Raw genomic sequence first — 19,628 nt, 5'->3', positions numbered from 1 at the left:
TCCTTTGGGAATTCCTGCCTGTCCTGTCTTGCCTTGATGTGATCAGATGCGCCATAAAAGAAACCCCCAAACGAGAGAGCTAGAGCCAGCTTCTTTCGATGGGGGATTTTGTAAGAGAGGGATCAGCCTCCCTGATTGCTTTGAGTATTAAAGTACTGGACAATCCCTTTGAACAGACCTTCTGCGGCAAGATCCTGCTGTTTCTCGGAACGTGCGCGAATCTCATCGTTGTAGTTGGATAAGAAGGAGATCTCGGCCAAAATGGATGGCACCGGGTTTTCGCGTAGAACGAAATAGTCTCCGTATCGATAATTCATGTCCTTGTAGCTCGTGGCTTTCACCAGTTCTGTTTGAACGAGGGAGGCGAGCTTGCTAGAGTTACCTTGGCTGTAGTAGAAAATAATCGAGCCATTCGTTGCAGAGTTTGGATGCGTATTATGATGGACGCTGACAAAAATATCAGCCTGATTTTGAATCGCGATATCGACGCGCTGTTGCAGGGTCAGTTTGCGATCATCAGCTCGCGTCATGATGACTTTGGCACCTGCTGCTTCCAACTTGTTACGTAGGAGCAGAGAAACTTGCAGATTGACCGTTTTCTCTAAAGTAGAGAAGCTGGAGCCAGTCGAACCACCATCTGTGCCACCATGTCCAGCATCGACGACGATGACTTTGCCGACAAGATCATTACTGCGTACCACTGCTTGCGCACCGTTAGCAGAAACGAGCCAACCTGCAATGTAGCCTGTGGAGCCGTCAGGGAAGTTTACTTGGAACCACTCGCCTGATTTATTGGCAATCCCATATTTCTCGCCAGGCTGTACCTGTTTGATAACAGCGTGATCGGTACTCGGACCAGAACGCACATTGGTATCTGGATTCATGACCGTCACATATGGGCCACTCGGAGTAGGCATGCTTGGTTGGTCCACCGTAATGTGCTGGCCTGCCACCCAGCCAGTTTTTCCGTCCGCCGCTTTGATGCGGTACCAGTCTCCTTGTTTTTCCAAAACGGTCAGCTTGCTTCCGACGGGAAATGTAGTTTGAATGGCACTGCTTGTGTTCGGTTCACTGCGCAGATTCAATCCGTCGGTTTTTACTGTGGCGGTTTGACTTGAAGAGGACGGTTGTCCAGTCTGAGGTTGCGTGTCCCCATTTCCATTTTCAGGCAGGGTCGGCTGACCTGTGTTCGGGTTGGTTTGATCGGTGGAGAGCCAAGCATTGACTCCATCGTAAGGGAATTGAATCCAACCATTTTGTCTGTTCAAGACCGTGATTTTCTCGCCCGCATGTAGTTGACCGATTGCAGGTGTACTGGCATCTGGCGTGGCGTATACATACGGAGCGAAATCCAAGGTTAGGCTGGTTCCTTGTAGTGCAGGAGGCTTCGGTTGTGAGCCAGTGCCCGCTGGATTGGTCGTTGGAGGCGTACTACCTGTAGAGGGAGGAGAAACTGCTTGTCCCGTACCTACTTCTTTTACAAGCCAGTTTGCGACCCAGCCTTTTGTTCCTGCGTTGAGTTGAATTTGGAGCCATTCGCCACTCGTTTGCACGATGGGGTAGCGTGTTCCTGGATTGATGGTTTGTACGACTGCATATGTTTGGCCTGGTCCAGAACGAACATTGAGATTGGTTGTGGTGCTCTCCACTTGCTTGGTAGATACAGTTGCTGGTTTCTGTTGTTGTTGCTGTGTGCTGACGAGCCAGTTCGCTACCCAACCGCTTTGACCGTTCGGAAGCTTTACTTGAATCCAGTCATTTTTGGTGGAGATGACGGGCAGCACAGTTTTGTTCGGCAGTGAAGTGACGATAGCGTCTTGGAGGCTGGGACCTGAACGGACATTGAGCTTGTCCACGGTGACCTGAACAGAACCGGCGGCCCAGGCTGCAGAAACGGGGAGGGAAATGGCACAGACGACAGTCAGGAGACTCATCAGGATCTTTTGACGAACAAACACAATAGACATCCTTTCCGAAATACGTAGCTTTTGAATTCAATGCGATCTTGATCTTGCATGTTTTTGCCAAAATAATCACTTCGCTATTTCTCCTGCTTTTTCCTGCAAAATACGACAAGGTTCTGCATATGTTCCCTGATTGCTTTTCAGCTGGCAAGGCAATACTAGATTTTACTAGATGCTAGCGTACGCAGCTTTTCAGGAGGAATTTATCGTGAGACAGTCAAAGAAGGAAACATTCGCGCAAGGATTGAATCGGCAGTTTTTGTCTGTTGATTTTCAAGACGATTTAGAGAAAGAAACGTCACTACAAAATGCGGAAATGGCCCAAGATTTTCATCCGGGCTTGCGGGATATCCAACACCCCCGGCAGAAACGGAAATAACCGTTTTTGTCACCTTGCACACGATGCCACAACTTGTCTAGTTGACCCGAGTAATTCTCGTCGGCTATGATGAGGAGTGGCATTTTTGAAAAAAGCAGGTGAACTCCATGATACAGATGATATGTGAGGGACACGCATTCGAGCGGGAACTCTCCTTAATTCTCGCGTTATTTTATGAAGATCCAGCGCTCACTTTTGTGCCCGAGTGGACAGATGAGGCTGATTTGAAAATCAAGCTGGCATTGACCGTGCGTGAAAATGGAGTCGTAGCTTCGGGAGAGTTATACGATGGCAAGCGAAGCATCTCCCATCAGGTGGAGCGAGACTACGTAGCACGTGATGAGAAAGCGATGAAAAAGACGACCAAGCAAGCTCTTTGCTATGCGTTGTTATTGATGCTGGAAGAATACACGGGCATGGAGCAAGGCTGGGGAATTTTGACCGGGATACGCCCGACGAAACTGTTGCATCAGTTGAACGCCGCTGGTGTAGACAGACAGGAAGCACACAAGAAATTGCAGCAGGATGTGATTTTGCGTCCATACAAGCTAAAGCTTTTGCAAGAAATCGTAGACAAGCAGTTGAACGTCGTGCCTGATTTGTATCAGATTGACCGCGAGCTATCGGTCTATATCGGTATCCCATTTTGTCCGACGAAATGTGCGTACTGTACGTTTCCTGCTTACGCGATTCGCAGTCATACGGCTTCGGTTAATCCGTTTCTCGAAGGTCTCCATTACGAGATGGAGCGGATGGGGGAGTGGCTTCGGGCGAATGACCAACGGATCACGTCCATTTATTTCGGCGGCGGAACCCCTACGAGTATTACCGCAGATGATATGAATCAGCTGTTTGAGACGATGCATCGTTCGTTTCCACACATGGGAGATGTGCGTGAGTTGACGGTTGAGGCGGGAAGACCCGACACGATTACACGCGAAAAGCTCGATGTTATGAAGCGGTGGGAAGTGGATCGGATCAGCATTAATCCACAGTCGTTTACGCAGGAGACGCTCCAGGCAATCGGACGTCACCACACCGTCGAAGAGACGATTGAGAAATACCATCTGGCTATGGAGATGGGCTTGACAAATATTAATATGGACCTGATCATCGGGCTGCCAAACGAAGGTGTATCCGAGCTGGCACACAGTCTCCAAGAGGTAGAAAAACTAATGCCTGCCTCGCTGACGGTGCATACGCTGTCTTTCAAGAGAGCATCTGAGATGACGCAAAACAAAGACCGCTATAAGGTCGCCAGTCGCGAAGAAATTAGTAAGATGATGGAGATGGCTTCCGATTGGACAGCAGCGAACGATTATGACCCATACTATTTATATCGTCAGAAAAACATTTTGGGAAATCTGGAGAATGTCGGGTATGCCAAGCCAGGGCAGGAAAGCATCTACAACATCATGATCATGGAAGAGGTACAAACCATCCTTGGTCTCGGCTGTGGGGCGGTCTCCAAGCTGATGGCTCCAGGAAGTGGCAAGCTGACGCGTTTTCCGAATCCAAAGGACCCGAAAACGTACAATGACACGTACAAGGTTCTGGTTGAAAACAAGCTCCGTGATTTGGATGAAATCTATTCGGGTGCGAGAACGGCTGGACAGGTATCTGGCAAGTAAGTGATGGATATACTTGTTATCAATAAAAAAAGTTTTATTTGAGCGCCTGTTGACGGCTGTTGGCGGGTTTGCTATGATTCACATTAAGCTTTTTTATTGAATAAGAAATGATCTGATGACGGGAACAAGTATCCAGGAACCGGATGCCCAGAGAGAAAGCGCCGTGGCTGAGAGTGCTTTCGTATAACGGCTTGGTGAATGACATCCCTGAAGACCGCAGTGAACGGTAGAAAGAAAAGAAATCTCTTTCCCCAGTAACTGGCAGGCGTGTGCCGGCGTTAACGGCTAATAAGTGGGATAGCCTTTTGAGATATAGGGCTATTCAAACAGGGTGGCACCACGGGAGTATAACCAGTCTCTCGTCCCTGACATGCGGCGATTTGCTAAATGTCAGGAGACGAGGGGCTTTTTTATTTGTTCATAAAGAAAGGTTCCTTGATCCTGAAGGTTTGGCTTTAGCCCGAGTTTTTGAAAAGACATGGAGGTTCGAGAGGAATGACAAGAATCCAGATCCCACGCGGTACGCAGGATATCATGCCTGGTACTGTAGAGCTGTGGCACTACGTGGAGGCCAAGGCCCGCGATCTGTGTCGCCGCTCCAATTACGCGGAAATTCGTACGCCGCTGTTTGAGAGCACAGAGTTGTTCCAACGGGGTGTAGGCGAGACCACGGATATCGTGGAAAAAGAAATGTACAGTGTAGCTAATCCGCGCAGTACGGATGCTCTCACGCTGCGTCCAGAAGGGACAGCGGGTGTTGTTCGCTCCTACGTGGAAAACAAGCTGTACGGTGTGCCTAATCAGCCTACCAAGCTGTACTACTTAGGACCGATGTTCCGTCACGAGCGTCCGCAAGCAGGCCGCTATCGCCAATTCGTCCAATTCGGTGCAGAAGCGATTGGTTCAAGCGATCCAGCAATCGATGCAGAAGTCATTGGCCTTGCGATTCGTCTGTATCAGGAGCTCGGATTGACAGGACTTTCTGTGGAGTTGAACAGCGTAGGTACAGTCGAAGACCGGGCACGTCACCGTGAGCATTTGCTCGCACATTTGAACGGCGTTCGCTCTGAGCTGTGTGAGGATTGCCAGTCTCGTATCGATCGCAATCCGCTGCGCGTACTCGATTGCAAAAATGAAACATGCAAAAGACTGACGATGGACGCTCCGTCCATTTTGGACTACTTGAGCGAAGAGTCCGCGGCACACTTCGAAGCCGTACAAAACTACCTGACCGCGCTGGATATTCCGTTTCATGTAAATCCGCGTTTGGTTCGCGGCTTGGACTACTACACATTGACCGCATTTGAAATCAAAATGGCGGAGATCGGTGCGGTAGAAACGCTTTGTGGCGGTGGCCGCTACAACGGACTGGTTGCAGAGCTGGGCGGCGACGATATGCCGGGCATTGGCTTCGCACTCAGTATCGAGCGTCTGCTGTTGGCTCTGGAAAAGCAAGGTGTTCAACTGCCGATCTCAGGTGGCATCGACTGCTTCGTAGTGGTGCAGACACCAGAAGCGAAAACAACCGCTTTCGTCCTCGTCGACCAATTGCGCCAAGCAGGAATTGCGGCTGAGCTGGATTATCTGGATCGGAAAATGAAAGCACAGCTGAAGCAAGCAGATCGTCTACAGGCACGTTTTACGGCGATCATTGGTGAGTCTGAATTAACGAACGGCACTGTTGTTCTAAAGGAAATGGCAACAGGTGAACAACAAGAAGTGAAACGCGAGGAACTCGTTGCGGTACTCGCTGCAAAAGCAAATCAATAAAACAAATCGTTGGGGGAAATGATCATGTCTTGGCAATATCGCACCGTACATGGTGGAGAAGTAACAACAGCACACGTTGGGCAGGAAGTCGTACTGAACGGATGGGTACAAAAGCGTCGCGACCTCGGAGGCGTCATCTTCATCGACTTCCGTGACCGCACTGGCATCGTCCAAATCGTATTCAACCCGGAGTACAACAAAGAAGCTTGGGAAGCGGCTGACAAGGTTCGCAGCGAATACGTACTGGTTGTAAAAGGGAAAGTAGTAAACCGTGCACCAGAAGCAGTCAATCCAAAGCTGAAAACAGGCGAAGTAGAAGTGCACATCTCCGAAATTGAAATCCTGAACGATGCAAAAACGCCTCCGTTCCTGATTGAAGATGAGATCGATGTAGATGAACAAGTTCGTCTAAAATACCGCTACCTCGACCTGCGCCGTCCAGAAATGCAGCGCTCCCTGCTTTTGCGTAGCAAAGCAGCAAAAGCTTTCCGTGACTACCTGGATGAGAACAACTTCCTGGAAATCGAAACACCAATTCTCCAGAAGAGCACTCCTGAGGGCGCACGTGACTACCTCGTGCCTTCCCGTGTACACCCAGGCGAGTTCTACGCACTGCCGCAATCGCCACAGCTGTTCAAACAGCTTTTGATGGTATCCGGTTTGGAGCGCTATTACCAAATCGCTCGTTGCTTCCGTGACGAAGACCTGCGTGCTGACCGTCAGCCTGAATTTACCCAAGTGGACATTGAAACCTCTTTCCTGTCTATGGAAGAAATCCTGCCAATGATGGAAAAGATGGTCGCTCACGTATTCAAGCAAACGGTTGGGGTAGACGTACCGACTCCATTCCCTCGTCTCACGTATGCGGATGCCATGGCGCGTTACGGTTCTGACAAACCAGACGTACGCTTCGGCATGGAGCTGACAGACGTATCTGATCTGGTTGCGACAAGCGACTTCAAGGTGTTTGCAGCAGCTGTAGCTGGCGGCGGACAAGTAAAAGCGATCAACGCAAAAGGTTGCGGGCACTACTCCCGAAAAGAAGCAGACGACCTGGGCAAATTCGCTTCCCGTTATGGCGCGAAAGGCTTGGCTTGGATCGGCTTCAAAGACGGAGAGGTCAAAGGGCCAATTGCGAAATTCTTTAAAGAAGAAGAGCTTAACGAGATGAAAGCACGCTTGGCGGTAGAAGAAGGCGACCTGCTCCTGTTCGTTGCTGACAAACCAAAAGTAGTAGCAGATGCACTGGGTGCCCTTCGTTCCAAACTGGGTGCGGAACTTGGTCTGATTGACCAAAGCCAGTTCGCATTCCTGTGGGTAGTAGACTTCCCGCTGGTTGAGTGGGATGAGGATGCAAAACGTTATGTTGCCCTGCACCATCCGTTCACGCGTCCAAAAGACGAAGACCTGCACCTGTTCGAGACCGATCCAGGTCAAATGCGCGCACAAGCGTACGACATGGTTCTCAACGGATACGAGCTCGGCGGAGGTTCCATGCGGATCTTCAAGCGCGAAGTCCAAGAAAAAATGTTTACCACACTTGGCTTTACACCAGAAGAGGCGCGGAAACAATTCGGTTTCCTCATGGATGCATTTGAGTACGGTACACCTCCACACGGTGGAATCGCTCTTGGCTTGGACCGTTTGATCATGCTCTTGGCTGGACGCACCAACCTGCGTGAAGTCATCGCATTCCCGAAAACAGCAAGTGCGAGCGACCTGATGGTAAATGCTCCAGATGTCGTAGACGGAAAACAATTGAAAGAGCTGTCCATTGCAACAATTGTCACAGAAGAAGAAAAGGTGGAAGCGTAATCGACTTGCGCAACTGCATTGCTCTTTGATACATTGGTAATACTATGATGAAAGCCCTGCGATGCTCGTGACATCCGATAGTTTTGAGCCACAAAGTTTGTTTAGGGAGTTTTTCGTCCGTGATTGTAAAGGCATGCCTCCTTAGAGTGGACGTCTGTAACAGTTCGGCAAGACACCCACCTGCGATGAGCAGGTTCAAAACTAAGGAGTAACACGACATAATGGGGCTCCTTTTTTCTATTTCAATCCTACTTTTCCGATTGACTATAATCCAGCTTGCGAATGAAAGGTGACACGAAATATGCTTCATCAATTTTCTCGTTGTGAATTGGCCTTCGGTCCCGAAGGTTTGGAAAAAATGAAAAATAGCTGCGTTGCTGTATTAGGAATTGGCGGAGTAGGTTCCTTTACAGTGGAAGCACTGGCGCGTACAGGTGTAGGCAAGCTCATTTTGGTAGATAAGGATGTAGTAGACATCACAAACATCAACCGCCAAATCCATGCGACGCTGAACACAGTCGGTCAAAAAAAGGCTGAGCTTATGAAGGAGCGCATTGCGACGATCAATCCAGAGTGCGAGGTCGTAACTCTTCATATGTTCTACAATGAAGAAACAGCGGATGCGCTGTTCGAGCATGAACTGGATTACATCGTGGATGCGATGGATACCATGTCTGCGAAGCTCCATGTGATTAAGGAAGCGAAGCGTCGCAATATCCCTATTATTTCTAGCATGGGTGCGGCCAACAAAATGGACCCGACCCGTTTTGAGGTTGCCGATATTTCCCAAACGAGTTATGATCCGATTGCAAAAGTCATTCGTCGTGAGCTGCGGAAAAGCGGTATCTACAAAGGGGTAAAAGTTGTATATTCCCGTGAGATTCCCGTAACCGTCCGTGTAGATGTACGCGAACAGATCGTGTCTAACCCGGATTCACCGATTAGTAAAGTGCGGATGCCTCCAGCGAGCAATGCTTTCGTGCCTTCTGTAGCTGGTTTAATTTTGGCCAGTGTAGTGGCAAGAGATATTTTGGAGTGGCAGCCTGTAAAAGGATAGTGGAACATGGATGATTTATTCACGTTTGCCTATGACCAGCAGGGTGGCGGCAAACAGAAGCCATTGGCTGCACGGATGCGGCCGCAAACGATTCAGGATGTAATCGGGCAATCGCATATTTTGGCTCCTGGAAAGCTGCTTCGACGCGCGATTGAAGCAGATCAAGTGTCCTCTGTCATTTTTTACGGACCTCCGGGAACAGGGAAAACAACACTGGCAAAAGTCATTGCCCGAACCACACGTACGCATTTCTCCGAGTTAAATGCAGTTACGGCCGGTGTCGCTGATATCCGCAAAGTAGTAGATGCAGCGAAGGAACGGCTCGTTATGGACAGTCAGCGGACAACCTTGTTCGTAGACGAGATACACCGCTTCAATAAATCACAACAGGATGCCCTTCTTCCTTATGTGGAGGAAGGCACGATTATTTTGATCGGCGCTACGACGGAGAATCCTTTTTTTGAGGTGAATCCGGCGCTTTTGTCGCGTTCACAAGTATTTTCCCTTCAATCGCTTTCTCATGAGGAATTAAAGCTGGTTATGGATCGGGCACTTACTGATGAAGAAAACGGATTGGCGGAGCTATTTGTCACTGTAGAACCGGAAGCGGCAGAGCATTTGGTTCAATACGCAGAAGGGGATGCCAGACGTTTGCTCAACGCATTGGAACTGGCGGTGACAACGACGCAACCAGGAGCGGATGGACGCATTACGGTGACATTGGACGTCGCTGTGGAATCCATTCAGCGCAGGGCAGTACGCTACGATAAGAGTGGGGACAATCATTATGACACGATCTCTGCTTTTATTAAATCCATTCGTGGTTCTGATCCGGACGCAGCTCTTTACTGGTTGGCGAGAATGATTGATGCCGGAGAAGATCCGCGGTTCATTTCTCGCCGCTTGGTTATTTCGGCTTCAGAGGACATCGGAAATGCTGACCCGCAAGCGATCACAGTTGCGATGTCCTGCTTTCAGGCGGTAGAATTGGTGGGGATGCCTGAAGGGCGTATCCCTTTAGCACAAGCGACGACGTACCTAGCGACCGCCCCCAAAAGCAATGCTGCTTACAACGGAATTAATTCTGCGTTGGATCGTATCCGAACAGATGGTCACAAGCAAGTGCCGATTCATCTGCGAGATTCTGCTTACAAGGGAGCTGCGAAGCTGGGACACGGTCAGGGATATCTGTATCCGCATAACTATCCATATGGGTATGTACCTCAACAGTATCTGCCTGACGGTGTAAACTACTCGTTCTACCAGCCAAAGGATCACGGCTATGAGCGTCACATTCGCCGCTTTCAGGAAGAAAGACAGAAGATGGATGAACGTGGATTGCCAAGGAAAAACTCCCCCGAATAATGGGGGAGCTAACATGTTAAGTGCGGACATTTCCGCCTGGTTTATTGGGCAAATCACCGTTTTCATTCGGCTGTTTGCTCTGCTCACTCGCACCGTAACGGGCTTTGTGAGCAATCGTGCCTGCGGGTTGGTCGTACAAGGTTTCGGACGGGTGGTTGGGACCTCGTTCCGAGCGTTTGTTCGTTGTCATCTGCATATCACCCCCTAAGATGTTAGTGTGTCCCTCGATACAGAAGACATGTAGGGGGCGGGCGCGTATTACCGATACAAAGAGGAGAGTTGTTAACGTGAAGATTTCAACGAAAGGACGTTACGGGCTGACGATCATGATGGAATTGGCCAACCGTTGCGGAGAAGGGCCGACTTCCCTGCGGAGCATCGCCCAAAAACATGATTTGTCCGAGCATTATTTGGAGCAATTGATTGCACCTCTGCGTAACGCGGGTTTGGTAAAGAGTATCCGTGGCGCATATGGCGGTTATGTTCTGGCGAAGCAGCCGGATGAGATTTCTGCTGGCGATGTGATTCGCGTGTTGGAAGGACCGATCAGCCCTGTGGAATTTGCAGAGGAAGAAGACCCGGCTAAGCGTTTTTTATGGCTGCGTATTCGGGATAGTATTTCTTCTGTTTTGGATTCGACATCGCTTCAAGACTTGATCAGTTTTGAAGACGATGGTCCTGCTGATAACTATATGTTTTATATCTAGAATGTAAGAGGTTGTTCAAAAAGTCGTCTTTTGATCACGAAGTAGCTCAGAAAGCTAATTCGACATCGAATCTGGCGTTCACCTCCGAAGTCCCGGTGCTCATGTAGATTACCTACATTCCGCTCCTCCTTCGTTCGGTTCTCGCCATCCTCTCGGTGCTAAAAAGCCGACTTTTTGAACACGTACTATAAGTTGGTAGAAGGTGACAGCATTGTCAGAGCGAATGTATTTTGACCATGCAGCTACTACGCCGGTGCATCCGCGTGTTGTTGCTGCTATGACTCCCTATTTGACTCAAGTATACGGGAATCCATCCAGTGTCCATGGTGCAGGTCGCGAAGCACGAAAAGCGTTGGAGCATGCGAGAGACACGATTGCCGACTTTATGGATGCTGATCCGCAATCTCTCATCTTTACGAGTGGCGGGACAGAAGCGGACAATATGGCAATCATCGGCGCCGCAATGGCACAGCGCGAACGTGGTCGTCACGTCATCACTTCGCAAATCGAGCACCATGCAGTCTTGCATGCTTGTGAATTTTTGGAGCAGGCAGGATTTGAAGTGACGTACTTGCCTGTTGACCAGACAGGCATGGTCCGTTTGGAAGACCTGAAACAAGCGGTTCGTCCGGATACGGTACTGGTGTCTATTATGTACGGCAACAACGAAGTAGGAACGATCCAGCCTATCGAGGAAATGGGTACCTTTCTGCGTGAAAAAGGGATTGTTTTTCATACAGATGCCGTACAGGCTTTTGGTGTACTGCCTGTCCATGTACGAAAGCTGCCTGTTGATATGCTCTCGGTATCCGCCCATAAAATTAATGGGCCAAAAGGAGTCGGCGCTTTGTATTTAGCGCGTAAGGTTCCGTTTTCCCCGATTTTGCACGGCGGTTCGCAAGAGCGCAAGCGCAGAGCAGGAACGGAAAACCTGGCCGGGATTGTTGGGTTTGCCGAAGCGACGAGGGTCGCTGGCGAGGAAATGGCGGAGCGAGTTGAAAAGTATAAGCAGATGAAAGCAGCGATGATCGCAGTCTGGCAGGAAGCAGGAATTACGTTCTGCCTGAATGGACATCGCGAGCAGGCATTGCCACATATTTTAAATGTGTCCTTCCCTGGCGCCCATACAGAAACCATGCTGATGAATCTGGATATCGCCAAAATTGCAGCAGCGAGCGGCTCAGCTTGTACATCCGGATCACTAGAGCTGTCACACGTTCTAAAAGCAATGCACTTGGACGAGAAGATTGCTCTTTCAGCCATTCGTTTCAGCTTTGGGATTACGAATACGGTGGAAGAGGCGAAGGAAGCTGCTACAGCGGTTGCTGCGATTGTGAAGCGCTTGGTACGCGAATAACGAAGGATGAAAGCCGTTTGGGTAAAGCCAAGCGGTTTTTTCATTGGAGCAAAAACGGGTTTCTTATTGGAGTTTGTGGTGAATTGTGGAAGAGAATGGTAAAATGATGCTGTAGTACTAATCCTGAAGAACTACTATACAATTCGGATCATCCGATAAGGAGAGGACTTTCATGTTGGCCAGACGCTACTCTATTCGCTACAAACTGGTGTTTACAATACTCATCCTAACCATGCTTCCATTAATGGTCGTCGGTTATATCCAATTTGAAAATGCGCGCAGCGCGCTATACAAGCTCGCTGTATCTGACTTGCAATACATAACGGAAATAAAGGCACGCGAGCTGGCTGATTACACGCAAGAGGCAACGAGTAGTGAGCGGAACAGACAGAAAATTAACGAAATAACACGCGAGGTGGCCGAAAAATATTACAAGCCAAATGGCATGGTTGGCTACGCCTATATCTTGGATGCGAGTGGAATCGCTATCTTTCATCCAGACCCGAAAGTTGAGAATACCTCTTTGGCGAATGAACAATTCACGCAAGTCATGCTCGCTCAAAAAAACGGCTGGATCGAATATGAATTCGGAGGCTCAACCAAAGTGGCGGCGTATAAGCAGCTGCCGAACGGGTGGATTCTTGTTATTGGCAGCTACGAGAATGATTTGCTGACGACGATTGAGAGCAGTCGTCCGATGATGTTTCTCCTCAGCCTGATAAGTGCTAGCTTAGCGCTGGTTACTGGCATTTTTATTGTCAACAAGCTGGTACGACCGCTAAATGAGCTGGTATCGGCAATGAAGCGTGCAGAGACAGGAGATTTGACCTCGCAAGTGACTGTTCGTTCCCGGGATGAGCTTGGGGAATTATCGTCGATGTACAATGAGATGATGGGAGTATTTCGCAGCATGGTCAACGAGGTGCAGCGAGTAGCCCAGCAGGTCGCGGCAGCGTCGGAAGAATTAACAGCGAGTGCGACAGAAAGTGCGCGTGCTTCCGAACAGATTTCCATCGCTTCCTCGGAAATCGCTACGGGTTCCGAACAACAAAAACAAACGGTGACGGATACGGTACGCTTTTTGTCTCGCATCGGTGGAGATATCCAACTCATTGCGGCCTCGACTTCTCAAGTCAATGCTGATGCGACAGACGCGAATCGATTGGCGCAAGTTGGGGAAGGCAAGCTGCACGAGCTCGTACAAGAAATGGATCAAATCACGGATCACGCCCGTCGTACAGAGCAGGTTATCCGTGAGCTTGGCTCTCAATCCGAGCAAATCATCGGTATCATCACGATCATTCGTCAAATATCTAACCAGACGAATCTATTGGCTTTGAATGCCGCCATCGAGGCTGCACGGGCGGGGGAACAGGGACGTGGCTTTGCGGTTGTGGCTCAAGAGGTGCGTAAGCTGGCTGAGCAATCGGGTGCAGCTGCAGAAGAGATCGCAGGCTTGATTCATACGATCCATACAGATATTCTCGCGGCTGTAACGGAAATGGGAACGACTGCTGTCGCTATCCAGGATGGACGCGAAGGAGTGGCGCAGGCAGGAGACAGCTTCCAACAAATCTTGGTGGCTGTTCAAGACGTCAGCCAGCAAGTACATCGTATGAATGATGCAGCTCAAGCGATTCATCGCGATACAGTTCAATTGGTGAGTCACTCCGAAAAAATTGCAGGACTTGCGGAAATAGCGGCCAGAGATACACAGGAAGTGGCAGCAGCGTCCGAAGAACAGTCAGCAACGTCTGAGGAAATGACGGCAGCATCCGAAACGCTTGCGAAAATGGCGGAGCAGTTGTCAGAACAAGTAAAACGATTTACAATTTAAGACGAGCCTATGAGAAATCCACTTTCCAAAAGAAGTGGATTTTTCCTTTCTGGAACGGTTTTTTATGTAAGGAGGCGTTTAGATGGATGAGCAGCAGTCAATCTCGCTGTTTGCGGAAACCTACATTCGAGGATTTGTTTCTCAAGAAATTTTTTACAATGAAGAAACCTGGTACGGAGTTATCCGTCTTAAGATAGAAGAGACTACCGAATCGATCAAAGAATCGGAGGTCATTATTGTCGGTAATTTTCCTCGCCCGCATCCAGATGAGCTGTACACCTTTTACGGTGAATGGAAAACACATGCTCGTTTTGGACAGCAGTACGTAGCAAAGCGCTATGAACGTGAAACGCCGAAAACATTGGCAGGGGTAGAGCGCTACTTAGCCAGTGGCTTGTTTCAAGGGATCGGAAAGAAGATGGCCAAACGAATTGTCGAGCAGCTCGGGGTAGATGCACTGTCGATTATCGCAGACTTCCCAGAGCGATTGGCTGAGGTACCAGGCATTTCTGAACAACGTGCTAAAACGATCTATGATTCCGTGGTCGAGCATCGCTCCTTGGAAAGTGCCATGGTTTTCTTGTACGACTTCGGCATTGGTGTGAACATGGCACTGCGTATTTATCAGACCTACAAGATCGAAACGATGACAGTGCTGAAGGAAGAGCCTTACCGTTTGATTGAGGATGTCGTAGGAATCGGCTTTAAGCGGGCAGATGACATTGCACGAGCAACTGGAATCGCTGCTTCCTCAGAAGAACGTGTGAAGGCGGCGGCTCTCTTTATGTTGCAGGAGGCATCGTATTCGGAAGGACATGTTTATTTGCCTGTGGAGGAGCTTTGTGAAAAAACGCTGCGCCTTCTCGAAGAGTGCGGGGGGCACGTCTTTTCTGGAGACGATATTCAACTGGCAGTGGAAGCCCTGTTTGTGTCGAGCAAAATTGCCTGGGAAGAAGAGCGGGTTTATTTGCCCTCGCTGTTTTTTGCCGAGCTTGGTCTAGCCAAAAGACTGCGTCACTTCGCATCACGGGATGAATTCGGTACGTTCCCGACATCGGAATTTTACCGTGCGTTAGGGGCGGTCGAGGATGAGCTGGGGATTACGTATGCCCAGACGCAGCGTGATGCCATTGAACAGGCGATCAAAGCAGGTTTGATGCTGTTGACAGGGGGACCTGGTACGGGGAAAACGACAGTCATTCGCGGGATATGTCGTGTCTTTTCTCAGCTTCATGGATTGTCGCTGGACTTGAAAAAATACAACGAAGAAAATCCATTCCCGATCATTCTTGTGGCTCCTACCGGACGTGCAGCAAAACGCATGACAGAGACTACGGGTTTACCTGCAATGACCATCCATCGCTTGCTCGGTTACAAAGGGGAGAGCTTCGAGCATGACGCGGAGCACCCAATCCGTGGCCGGCTATTAATTGTGGATGAAATGTCCATGGTCGATATCTGGCTTGCCAATCAATTGTTTCGTGCGGTCCCAGACGACATGCAGATCATCATGGTAGGTGACCCTGACCAGTTGCCTTCTGTTGGACCGGGCAACGTTCTGCTGGATATGATCCGATCTGGATTGCTTCCGTTGGTACAGCTGACAGAAATTTATCGGCAAGCAGAAGAGTCTACCATTATTCGGTTGGCCCATGATGTACGCAAGGGGAATGTACCGGCAGATTTGCTTCACACCACCCCGGATCGGCGATTCTTCACAAGTTTGCCACAAGAAGTTCCGGAAGCAGTGAAACAAATTTGCTTCGGAGCCGTAAAAAAAGGATATACGGCAAAAGATGTTCAGGTATTAGCCCCTATCTATAAAGGTAATGCCGGTGTGAACCGGTTGAATGAAGAATTGCAGGAGCTGTTTAATCCGAAAACGCCGCAAAAGCGAGAAGTTACTTTTGGAGAGACGACTTTCCGTACAGGAGACAAGGTTCTGCAATTGGTGAACAATGCTGAAGAACAGGTGTTTAACGGTGACATGGGTGAGATCGTCGCCATCTTTTTCCCGAATGAAAATGCGGAGAACCAGGAGATGCTGGTCGCTGCCTTTGATAACAGGGAAGTGGTGTACAAGCGTTCGGATTACCATCAGCTGACGCTTGCCTACTGCTGCTCGGTTCATAAGTCTCAAGGTAGTGAATTTCCGATTGTGATCATGCCGTTTGTCAAAAGTTACTACCGTATGCTCAGACGCAAGTTGGTCTATACCGGGATCACCCGGAGCAAATCATTCCTCATCATGTGTGGAGAGCCGGATGCGTTCCGTGCTGCTGTAGAGTCTGATGAGGAAGGGGTACGGTACAGTTATCTGGAGGAACGGCTAAAGCAAGAGTGAAGTTGGAACCATTTGCGCCGAATGGGCGCGTCCATTTCGCCTGATACTAACAAGGCGGAAGGGGGATGTCCCACATGCGCAAGGCAATGGATGCAGTCGGATTGCCAGTTGTTTGCCTTCAAACAGGCGAGACGATTGGAACCGTGCGTGACATTCTTTGCGACTCCACTTGGCATGTACGAGGAGTCTTGCTGAGCGAACAGGGCTGGTTCCAATCAGGTACCTATATTCCTGCCGAACATATTCATGCGGTCGGGGAGTCCTGCCTTACCGTATCGGGAAAAGACGCGATCACGCCCTTACCTCATCTCGCCGGACTAGAGCCTGTCGGCATTGTGACGGGAAAGACGAAGTTAAAAGGAAAAGCGGTGATTACCGCTTCCGGAGAGTGTTTGGGGAGGCTGGAAGATGTTTACTTTTCAGCCAACTGGGAGAAACTTGTAGGGTACGAACTATCAAATGGCTGGTTTGCAGATATTACGGAAGGGCGAAAGCGCCTCCCTGCACCAGCATCCGTTATCATCGGGGAAGAAAACCTGATCGTGCCGGACTAGTTCGTGGCCAGGCGTGAAAGGGAGGAAAAGCGTGATGCGTGTCATATGCCCGAATTGCAGTTCCAAAGACGTAGGGAAGATTGGAACCAATCAATACTATTGCTGGAACTGCTTTATAGAAATGAGCGTTTCCAATGAGCAGATCGCTTCTGTCTACCAAGTTGAGGAAGATGGATCTTTGCATTCGCTCAACGATCTGTTTATTGAGGAACAGACAGTAACCGCTCACTTGAATATGTAGTGGATTTGAGCGGCAAATCCAATGGAGGTGGCACGCTTGTTCACTCGAAGCCTGTTGCGGGTTCTGGCCACAAGCGGAATTGTGGCGATCATTGGCTATTGGTTGGCTCCGCGACGTCGCAGTCGGTTTTCATTGAATTGGAATCAGTTGCCCTTCTCCATGCGTGATGTAACGCGTATGTGGAAATCAGGTCGCAAGCTGATGCGTGCCGTTACTCGTTAACACAAAATGTGAATTGGAACGTAAACAAACACCCGAACATACACTGTGTTCGGGTGCTTTTTTCGCCATACATGAAAAAGCTCCGTCGTGGAAATGACGGAGCTTGCGTTGTATTAAGATTGTTCTGCCAAGCGTTTTTGCTGTTGGCTTTTCGTGCGCCCGATCAACAGGACACCAACCACAACAGCCACGATGAATACCCATTTTACCCAAGGGTAAGCGGCAAAGAATGGTGTGAGGAACTTCTCACCTGTTACCATGTTCGCAGCGGTATACGCCAATACTCCAGAACCGATATAGATAACGATCGGATATTTCTCGATCAGCTTCAAGATCAATGTGCTACCCCATACCATGATGGGAACACTGATGATCAAACCGATAACTACCAGAAGGAAATCACCATGTGCTGCACCAGCAACGGCGATAACGTTATCCAAGCCCATTACGGTGTCGGCTACGATAATCGTCCAAATCGCTGCTCCCAGTGTTCCGCTTGCCTTCATATTCTCATGACCATTATCCTGAAGCAGCAACTTGAGAGCGATCCAAATGAGAATCAAACCACCCACTAGTAACAGGCCAGGAATTTTCAGCAACCAAACCACAGCGAGTGTCGCCAATGCACGAATGACAATCGCACCTACCGTTCCCCAGATGATGGCTTGCTTTTGCTGATGAGCGGGCAGGTTACGAGCCGCCATCCCGATGACGAGGGCATTGTCCCCGGCCAGCACGAGGTCGATGATAACGATAGAAAGTAATGCGGTCCAAAACTCAGGGCTTAATAATAAATCCATTTCTCTTCCTCCTCCTAATCCATTGTAGAAGCGAATAATCCGCTGGCCGTTTTCTTGATACCTCCCATAGTGTATGTAAAGGGGCCAAAAAGAAAACGACCTTTCCCGATTAGGAAAAGGTCATTTGAAAACCAAAAATAGACCTTTTACCTGATCGGCAAAGGTCTTGCTTACAACATTGCGAAAATGTTGCCAACATAGCCGGGGAAAACTCCCGTAATGACGACTATGTTGCGAAAAAGCTACTCCCCTTTGGAGATATCCTCTTGTAATTACATAGTACTGAACACGAAATTGTGTGTCAATAGGTTACATGAAATTAATGTGAATGAGACAAGCTAAAAAAGATGTAGGCAAATAGGGAGGAGTTGGGGAACGTGGATGAACTTCGGCGAAGTCGTCTATTTGCTGCTGCTGTTTGGGTCATCACACTTTTGGTCATCGGCAATCTGCTTTGGCTGCTCCGCCCAGTCCTGTCACAGTTGTTTTCGCTCATAAAGGAAGTGCTCGTTCCCGTCATATTGGGACTCGTCATTGCTTACTTGCTCCATCCGATCGTGCAATTGCTGGAAAAAAGAAGGGTTCCGCGCTTGATGGCAGTCCTGCTCATCTATGGATCATTTGTATTGGTGATTACGATTGCGATCATTAACGCCATCCCGGTTTTCACGAAACAATTGGTGGAGCTGTCAGACGATATTCCCCGCCTGATGGATTGGTACTATACATGGATGAGTGAGTGGGAGGCGCGAAAATATTTTTTGCCGGATAGCATCTCGAAGGGTGTGGACCGGGTGATCATCCAGTCGAATGAAGGAATGTCTCATTCCGTATCGAAAATCGTGGATAATGCCAAGCATTCGATGGGCAAGTTGTTTGCCTTTGCTATTGTGCCGTTTATCGCTTTCTACTTTTTGAAGGATATGAAGCAATTGCATGAGACGGGGATGTCGATTGTTCCAAAGGCTTATCGGAAGCAAGTACTGATCGTCCTGCGGGATATTAATGAATCCTTGGGTAAATACATACATGGACAAATGATGGTCGCCCTGATCGTAGGCGTCTTCGCATACTTGGGCTACTGGTGGATCGGCATGCCGTATCCTTTTGTACTGGCTGCATTCGTATGTCTCACCAACATCATTCCGTACATCGGACCATTGATTGGGGCGGCACCAGCAGTTGTGATCGCGATTACGATATCCACCAAGACACTGCTACTCGTTGTCGTTGTCAATCTCATCATTCAAATCGTGGAAGGGAACATTTTATCTCCGAACATCGTTGGTCGTTCCTTGCATTTACACCCGCTACTGATTATCTTGGCACTGCTGGTAGGGGAGACGGTAGGGGGGATCATCGGGTTAATCGTTGCTGTCCCGATTCTGGCCGTTTGCAAAGTGATCGTTAGCCGAATCGCTGTCATGATGCATGAAAGTTGACAGTGATCAGGTAAAATATTTATAATATGGACAAAGTGATTTATGTGAAATCAATGAGGGAACGAGTATGTTGCAGACCTTTTACAGAGAGGACGCTCCATGGTTGAGAGGGCGACCAAAAGAAGAGCAGCAGAAGGCTACTC

17 protein-coding genes and 1 other RNA gene are annotated in these 19,628 nt (G+C 49.1%); 15 read left to right on the top strand and 3 right to left on the bottom strand.

Features of this window, described 5'->3' with window-relative positions:
- Positions 1–122: 122 nt before the first annotated feature.
- Positions 123–1,967 (bottom strand): N-acetylmuramoyl-L-alanine amidase family protein, encoded by a 1,845-nt coding sequence (locus tag HP401_RS10050; protein WP_217366026.1) that lies wholly within the window; start codon positions 1,965–1,967, stop codon positions 123–125.
- Between the two features lie 205 nt (positions 1,968–2,172).
- Here HP401_RS10050 and HP401_RS10045 point away from each other — a divergent pair, with 205 nt between their 5' ends.
- The 7 genes from HP401_RS10045 to HP401_RS10015 all read left to right on the top strand — a co-directional run bounded on the left by HP401_RS10045 (position 2,173) and on the right by HP401_RS10015 (position 9,981).
- Complete coding sequence (locus tag HP401_RS10045) at positions 2,173–2,343, top strand: hypothetical protein (protein ID WP_012685602.1); 171 nt, start codon at positions 2,173–2,175, stop codon at positions 2,341–2,343.
- A 107-nt stretch (positions 2,344–2,450) separates the two neighbouring features.
- Complete coding sequence (locus HP401_RS10040; RefSeq protein ID WP_173604923.1) at positions 2,451–3,974, top strand: coproporphyrinogen III oxidase; 1,524 nt, start codon at positions 2,451–2,453, stop codon at positions 3,972–3,974.
- A 495-nt stretch (positions 3,975–4,469) separates the two neighbouring features.
- Complete coding sequence (gene hisS, locus HP401_RS10035) at positions 4,470–5,744, top strand: histidine--tRNA ligase (RefSeq protein WP_012685604.1); 1,275 nt, start codon at positions 4,470–4,472, stop codon at positions 5,742–5,744.
- 24 nt (positions 5,745–5,768) lie between these two features.
- Positions 5,769–7,559, top strand: coding sequence for an aspartate--tRNA ligase (gene aspS / locus HP401_RS10030; protein ID WP_173604922.1), 1,791 nt, complete (start codon positions 5,769–5,771; stop codon positions 7,557–7,559).
- A gap of 50 nt (positions 7,560–7,609) precedes the next feature.
- Positions 7,610–7,791: non-coding RNA, 6S RNA (gene ssrS / locus HP401_RS10025), on the top strand.
- A 69-nt stretch (positions 7,792–7,860) separates the two neighbouring features.
- Positions 7,861–8,616 carry a tRNA threonylcarbamoyladenosine dehydratase gene (locus tag HP401_RS10020; protein ID WP_064200784.1) on the top strand — a complete coding sequence of 252 codons (756 nt, stop codon included), beginning with the start codon at positions 7,861–7,863 and terminating at the stop codon, positions 8,614–8,616.
- Between the two features lie 6 nt (positions 8,617–8,622).
- Positions 8,623–9,981, top strand: coding sequence for a replication-associated recombination protein A (locus HP401_RS10015; protein ID WP_173604921.1), 1,359 nt, complete (start codon positions 8,623–8,625; stop codon positions 9,979–9,981).
- 16 nt (positions 9,982–9,997) lie between these two features.
- Here the strand turns inward: HP401_RS10015 and HP401_RS10010 are convergent, their stop codons facing one another.
- On the bottom strand, positions 9,998–10,171 hold the full coding sequence (locus tag HP401_RS10010) for a hypothetical protein (protein ID WP_016739245.1): 174 nt from the start codon (positions 10,169–10,171) through the stop codon (positions 9,998–10,000).
- A gap of 97 nt (positions 10,172–10,268) precedes the next feature.
- Between HP401_RS10010 and cymR the strand changes: the two genes are divergently transcribed.
- The 7 genes from cymR to HP401_RS09975 all read left to right on the top strand — a co-directional run bounded on the left by cymR (position 10,269) and on the right by HP401_RS09975 (position 17,243).
- Positions 10,269–10,688 (top strand): cysteine metabolism transcriptional regulator CymR, encoded by a 420-nt coding sequence (gene cymR / locus HP401_RS10005; protein WP_012685608.1) that lies wholly within the window; start codon positions 10,269–10,271, stop codon positions 10,686–10,688.
- Positions 10,689–10,899: 211 nt separating this feature from the next.
- A complete protein-coding gene (locus HP401_RS10000; protein ID WP_173604920.1) occupies positions 10,900–12,045 on the top strand; it encodes a cysteine desulfurase family protein in 1,146 nt (381 codons plus the stop codon).
- Positions 12,046–12,217: 172 nt separating this feature from the next.
- Entirely contained in the window at positions 12,218–13,882 is a 1,665-nt protein-coding gene (locus HP401_RS09995; RefSeq protein ID WP_173604919.1) for a methyl-accepting chemotaxis protein, read from the top strand.
- Positions 13,883–13,964: 82 nt separating this feature from the next.
- Positions 13,965–16,226 (top strand): SF1B family DNA helicase RecD2, encoded by a 2,262-nt coding sequence (recD2, locus tag HP401_RS09990; RefSeq protein WP_173604918.1) that lies wholly within the window; start codon positions 13,965–13,967, stop codon positions 16,224–16,226.
- A gap of 74 nt (positions 16,227–16,300) precedes the next feature.
- A complete protein-coding gene (locus HP401_RS09985; protein ID WP_012685612.1) occupies positions 16,301–16,780 on the top strand; it encodes a PRC-barrel domain-containing protein in 480 nt (159 codons plus the stop codon).
- Between the two features lie 34 nt (positions 16,781–16,814).
- On the top strand, positions 16,815–17,021 hold the full coding sequence (locus HP401_RS09980) for a hypothetical protein (RefSeq protein WP_012685613.1): 207 nt from the start codon (positions 16,815–16,817) through the stop codon (positions 17,019–17,021).
- A 27-nt stretch (positions 17,022–17,048) separates the two neighbouring features.
- Positions 17,049–17,243 (top strand): hypothetical protein, encoded by a 195-nt coding sequence (locus tag HP401_RS09975; RefSeq protein WP_229088206.1) that lies wholly within the window; start codon positions 17,049–17,051, stop codon positions 17,241–17,243.
- A 113-nt stretch (positions 17,244–17,356) separates the two neighbouring features.
- Here HP401_RS09975 and HP401_RS09970 read toward each other — a convergent pair whose 3' ends face one another.
- Complete coding sequence (locus tag HP401_RS09970; protein ID WP_173604917.1) at positions 17,357–18,043, bottom strand: TerC family protein; 687 nt, start codon at positions 18,041–18,043, stop codon at positions 17,357–17,359.
- 377 nt (positions 18,044–18,420) lie between these two features.
- Here HP401_RS09970 and HP401_RS09965 point away from each other — a divergent pair, with 377 nt between their 5' ends.
- The gene (locus HP401_RS09965; protein ID WP_012685616.1) at positions 18,421–19,485 is read left to right on the top strand and encodes an AI-2E family transporter; all 1,065 of its coding nucleotides are present in this window, start codon (positions 18,421–18,423) and stop codon (positions 19,483–19,485) included.
- Positions 19,486–19,628: the final 143 nt, after the last annotated feature.

Source organism: Brevibacillus sp. HB2.2 (genome assembly GCF_013284275.1).
In the GTDB taxonomy this organism is placed as follows: Bacteria; Bacillota; Bacilli; order Brevibacillales; family Brevibacillaceae; genus Brevibacillus; species Brevibacillus brevis_D.
The sequence above is the reverse complement of the archived record's forward strand: the minus strand, read 5'-3'. Positions and strand labels throughout refer to the sequence as shown.

Excerpts from the sequence above, each read along its gene's own strand:
- HP401_RS09985 (WP_012685612.1), top strand. The coding sequence starts at position 16,301 with ATGCGCAAGGCAATGGATGCAGTCGGATTGCCAGTTGTTTGCCTTCAA.
- HP401_RS10040 (WP_173604923.1), top strand. The coding sequence starts at position 2,451 with ATGATACAGATGATATGTGAGGGACACGCATTCGAGCGGGAACTCTCC.
- hisS (WP_012685604.1), top strand. The coding sequence starts at position 4,470 with ATGACAAGAATCCAGATCCCACGCGGTACGCAGGATATCATGCCTGGT.
- HP401_RS10050 (WP_217366026.1), bottom strand. The coding sequence starts at position 1,967 with ATGTCTATTGTGTTTGTTCGTCAAAAGATCCTGATGAGTCTCCTGACT.
- HP401_RS10020 (WP_064200784.1), top strand. The coding sequence starts at position 7,861 with ATGCTTCATCAATTTTCTCGTTGTGAATTGGCCTTCGGTCCCGAAGGT.
- HP401_RS10015 (WP_173604921.1), top strand. The coding sequence starts at position 8,623 with ATGGATGATTTATTCACGTTTGCCTATGACCAGCAGGGTGGCGGCAAA.
- HP401_RS10010 (WP_016739245.1), bottom strand. The coding sequence starts at position 10,171 with ATGACAACGAACAAACGCTCGGAACGAGGTCCCAACCACCCGTCCGAA.
- HP401_RS09995 (WP_173604919.1), top strand. The coding sequence starts at position 12,218 with ATGTTGGCCAGACGCTACTCTATTCGCTACAAACTGGTGTTTACAATA.
- HP401_RS09970 (WP_173604917.1), bottom strand. The coding sequence starts at position 18,043 with ATGGATTTATTATTAAGCCCTGAGTTTTGGACCGCATTACTTTCTATC.
- aspS (WP_173604922.1), top strand. The coding sequence starts at position 5,769 with ATGTCTTGGCAATATCGCACCGTACATGGTGGAGAAGTAACAACAGCA.
- HP401_RS09980 (WP_012685613.1), top strand. The coding sequence starts at position 16,815 with ATGCGTGTCATATGCCCGAATTGCAGTTCCAAAGACGTAGGGAAGATT.
- recD2 (WP_173604918.1), top strand. The coding sequence starts at position 13,965 with ATGGATGAGCAGCAGTCAATCTCGCTGTTTGCGGAAACCTACATTCGA.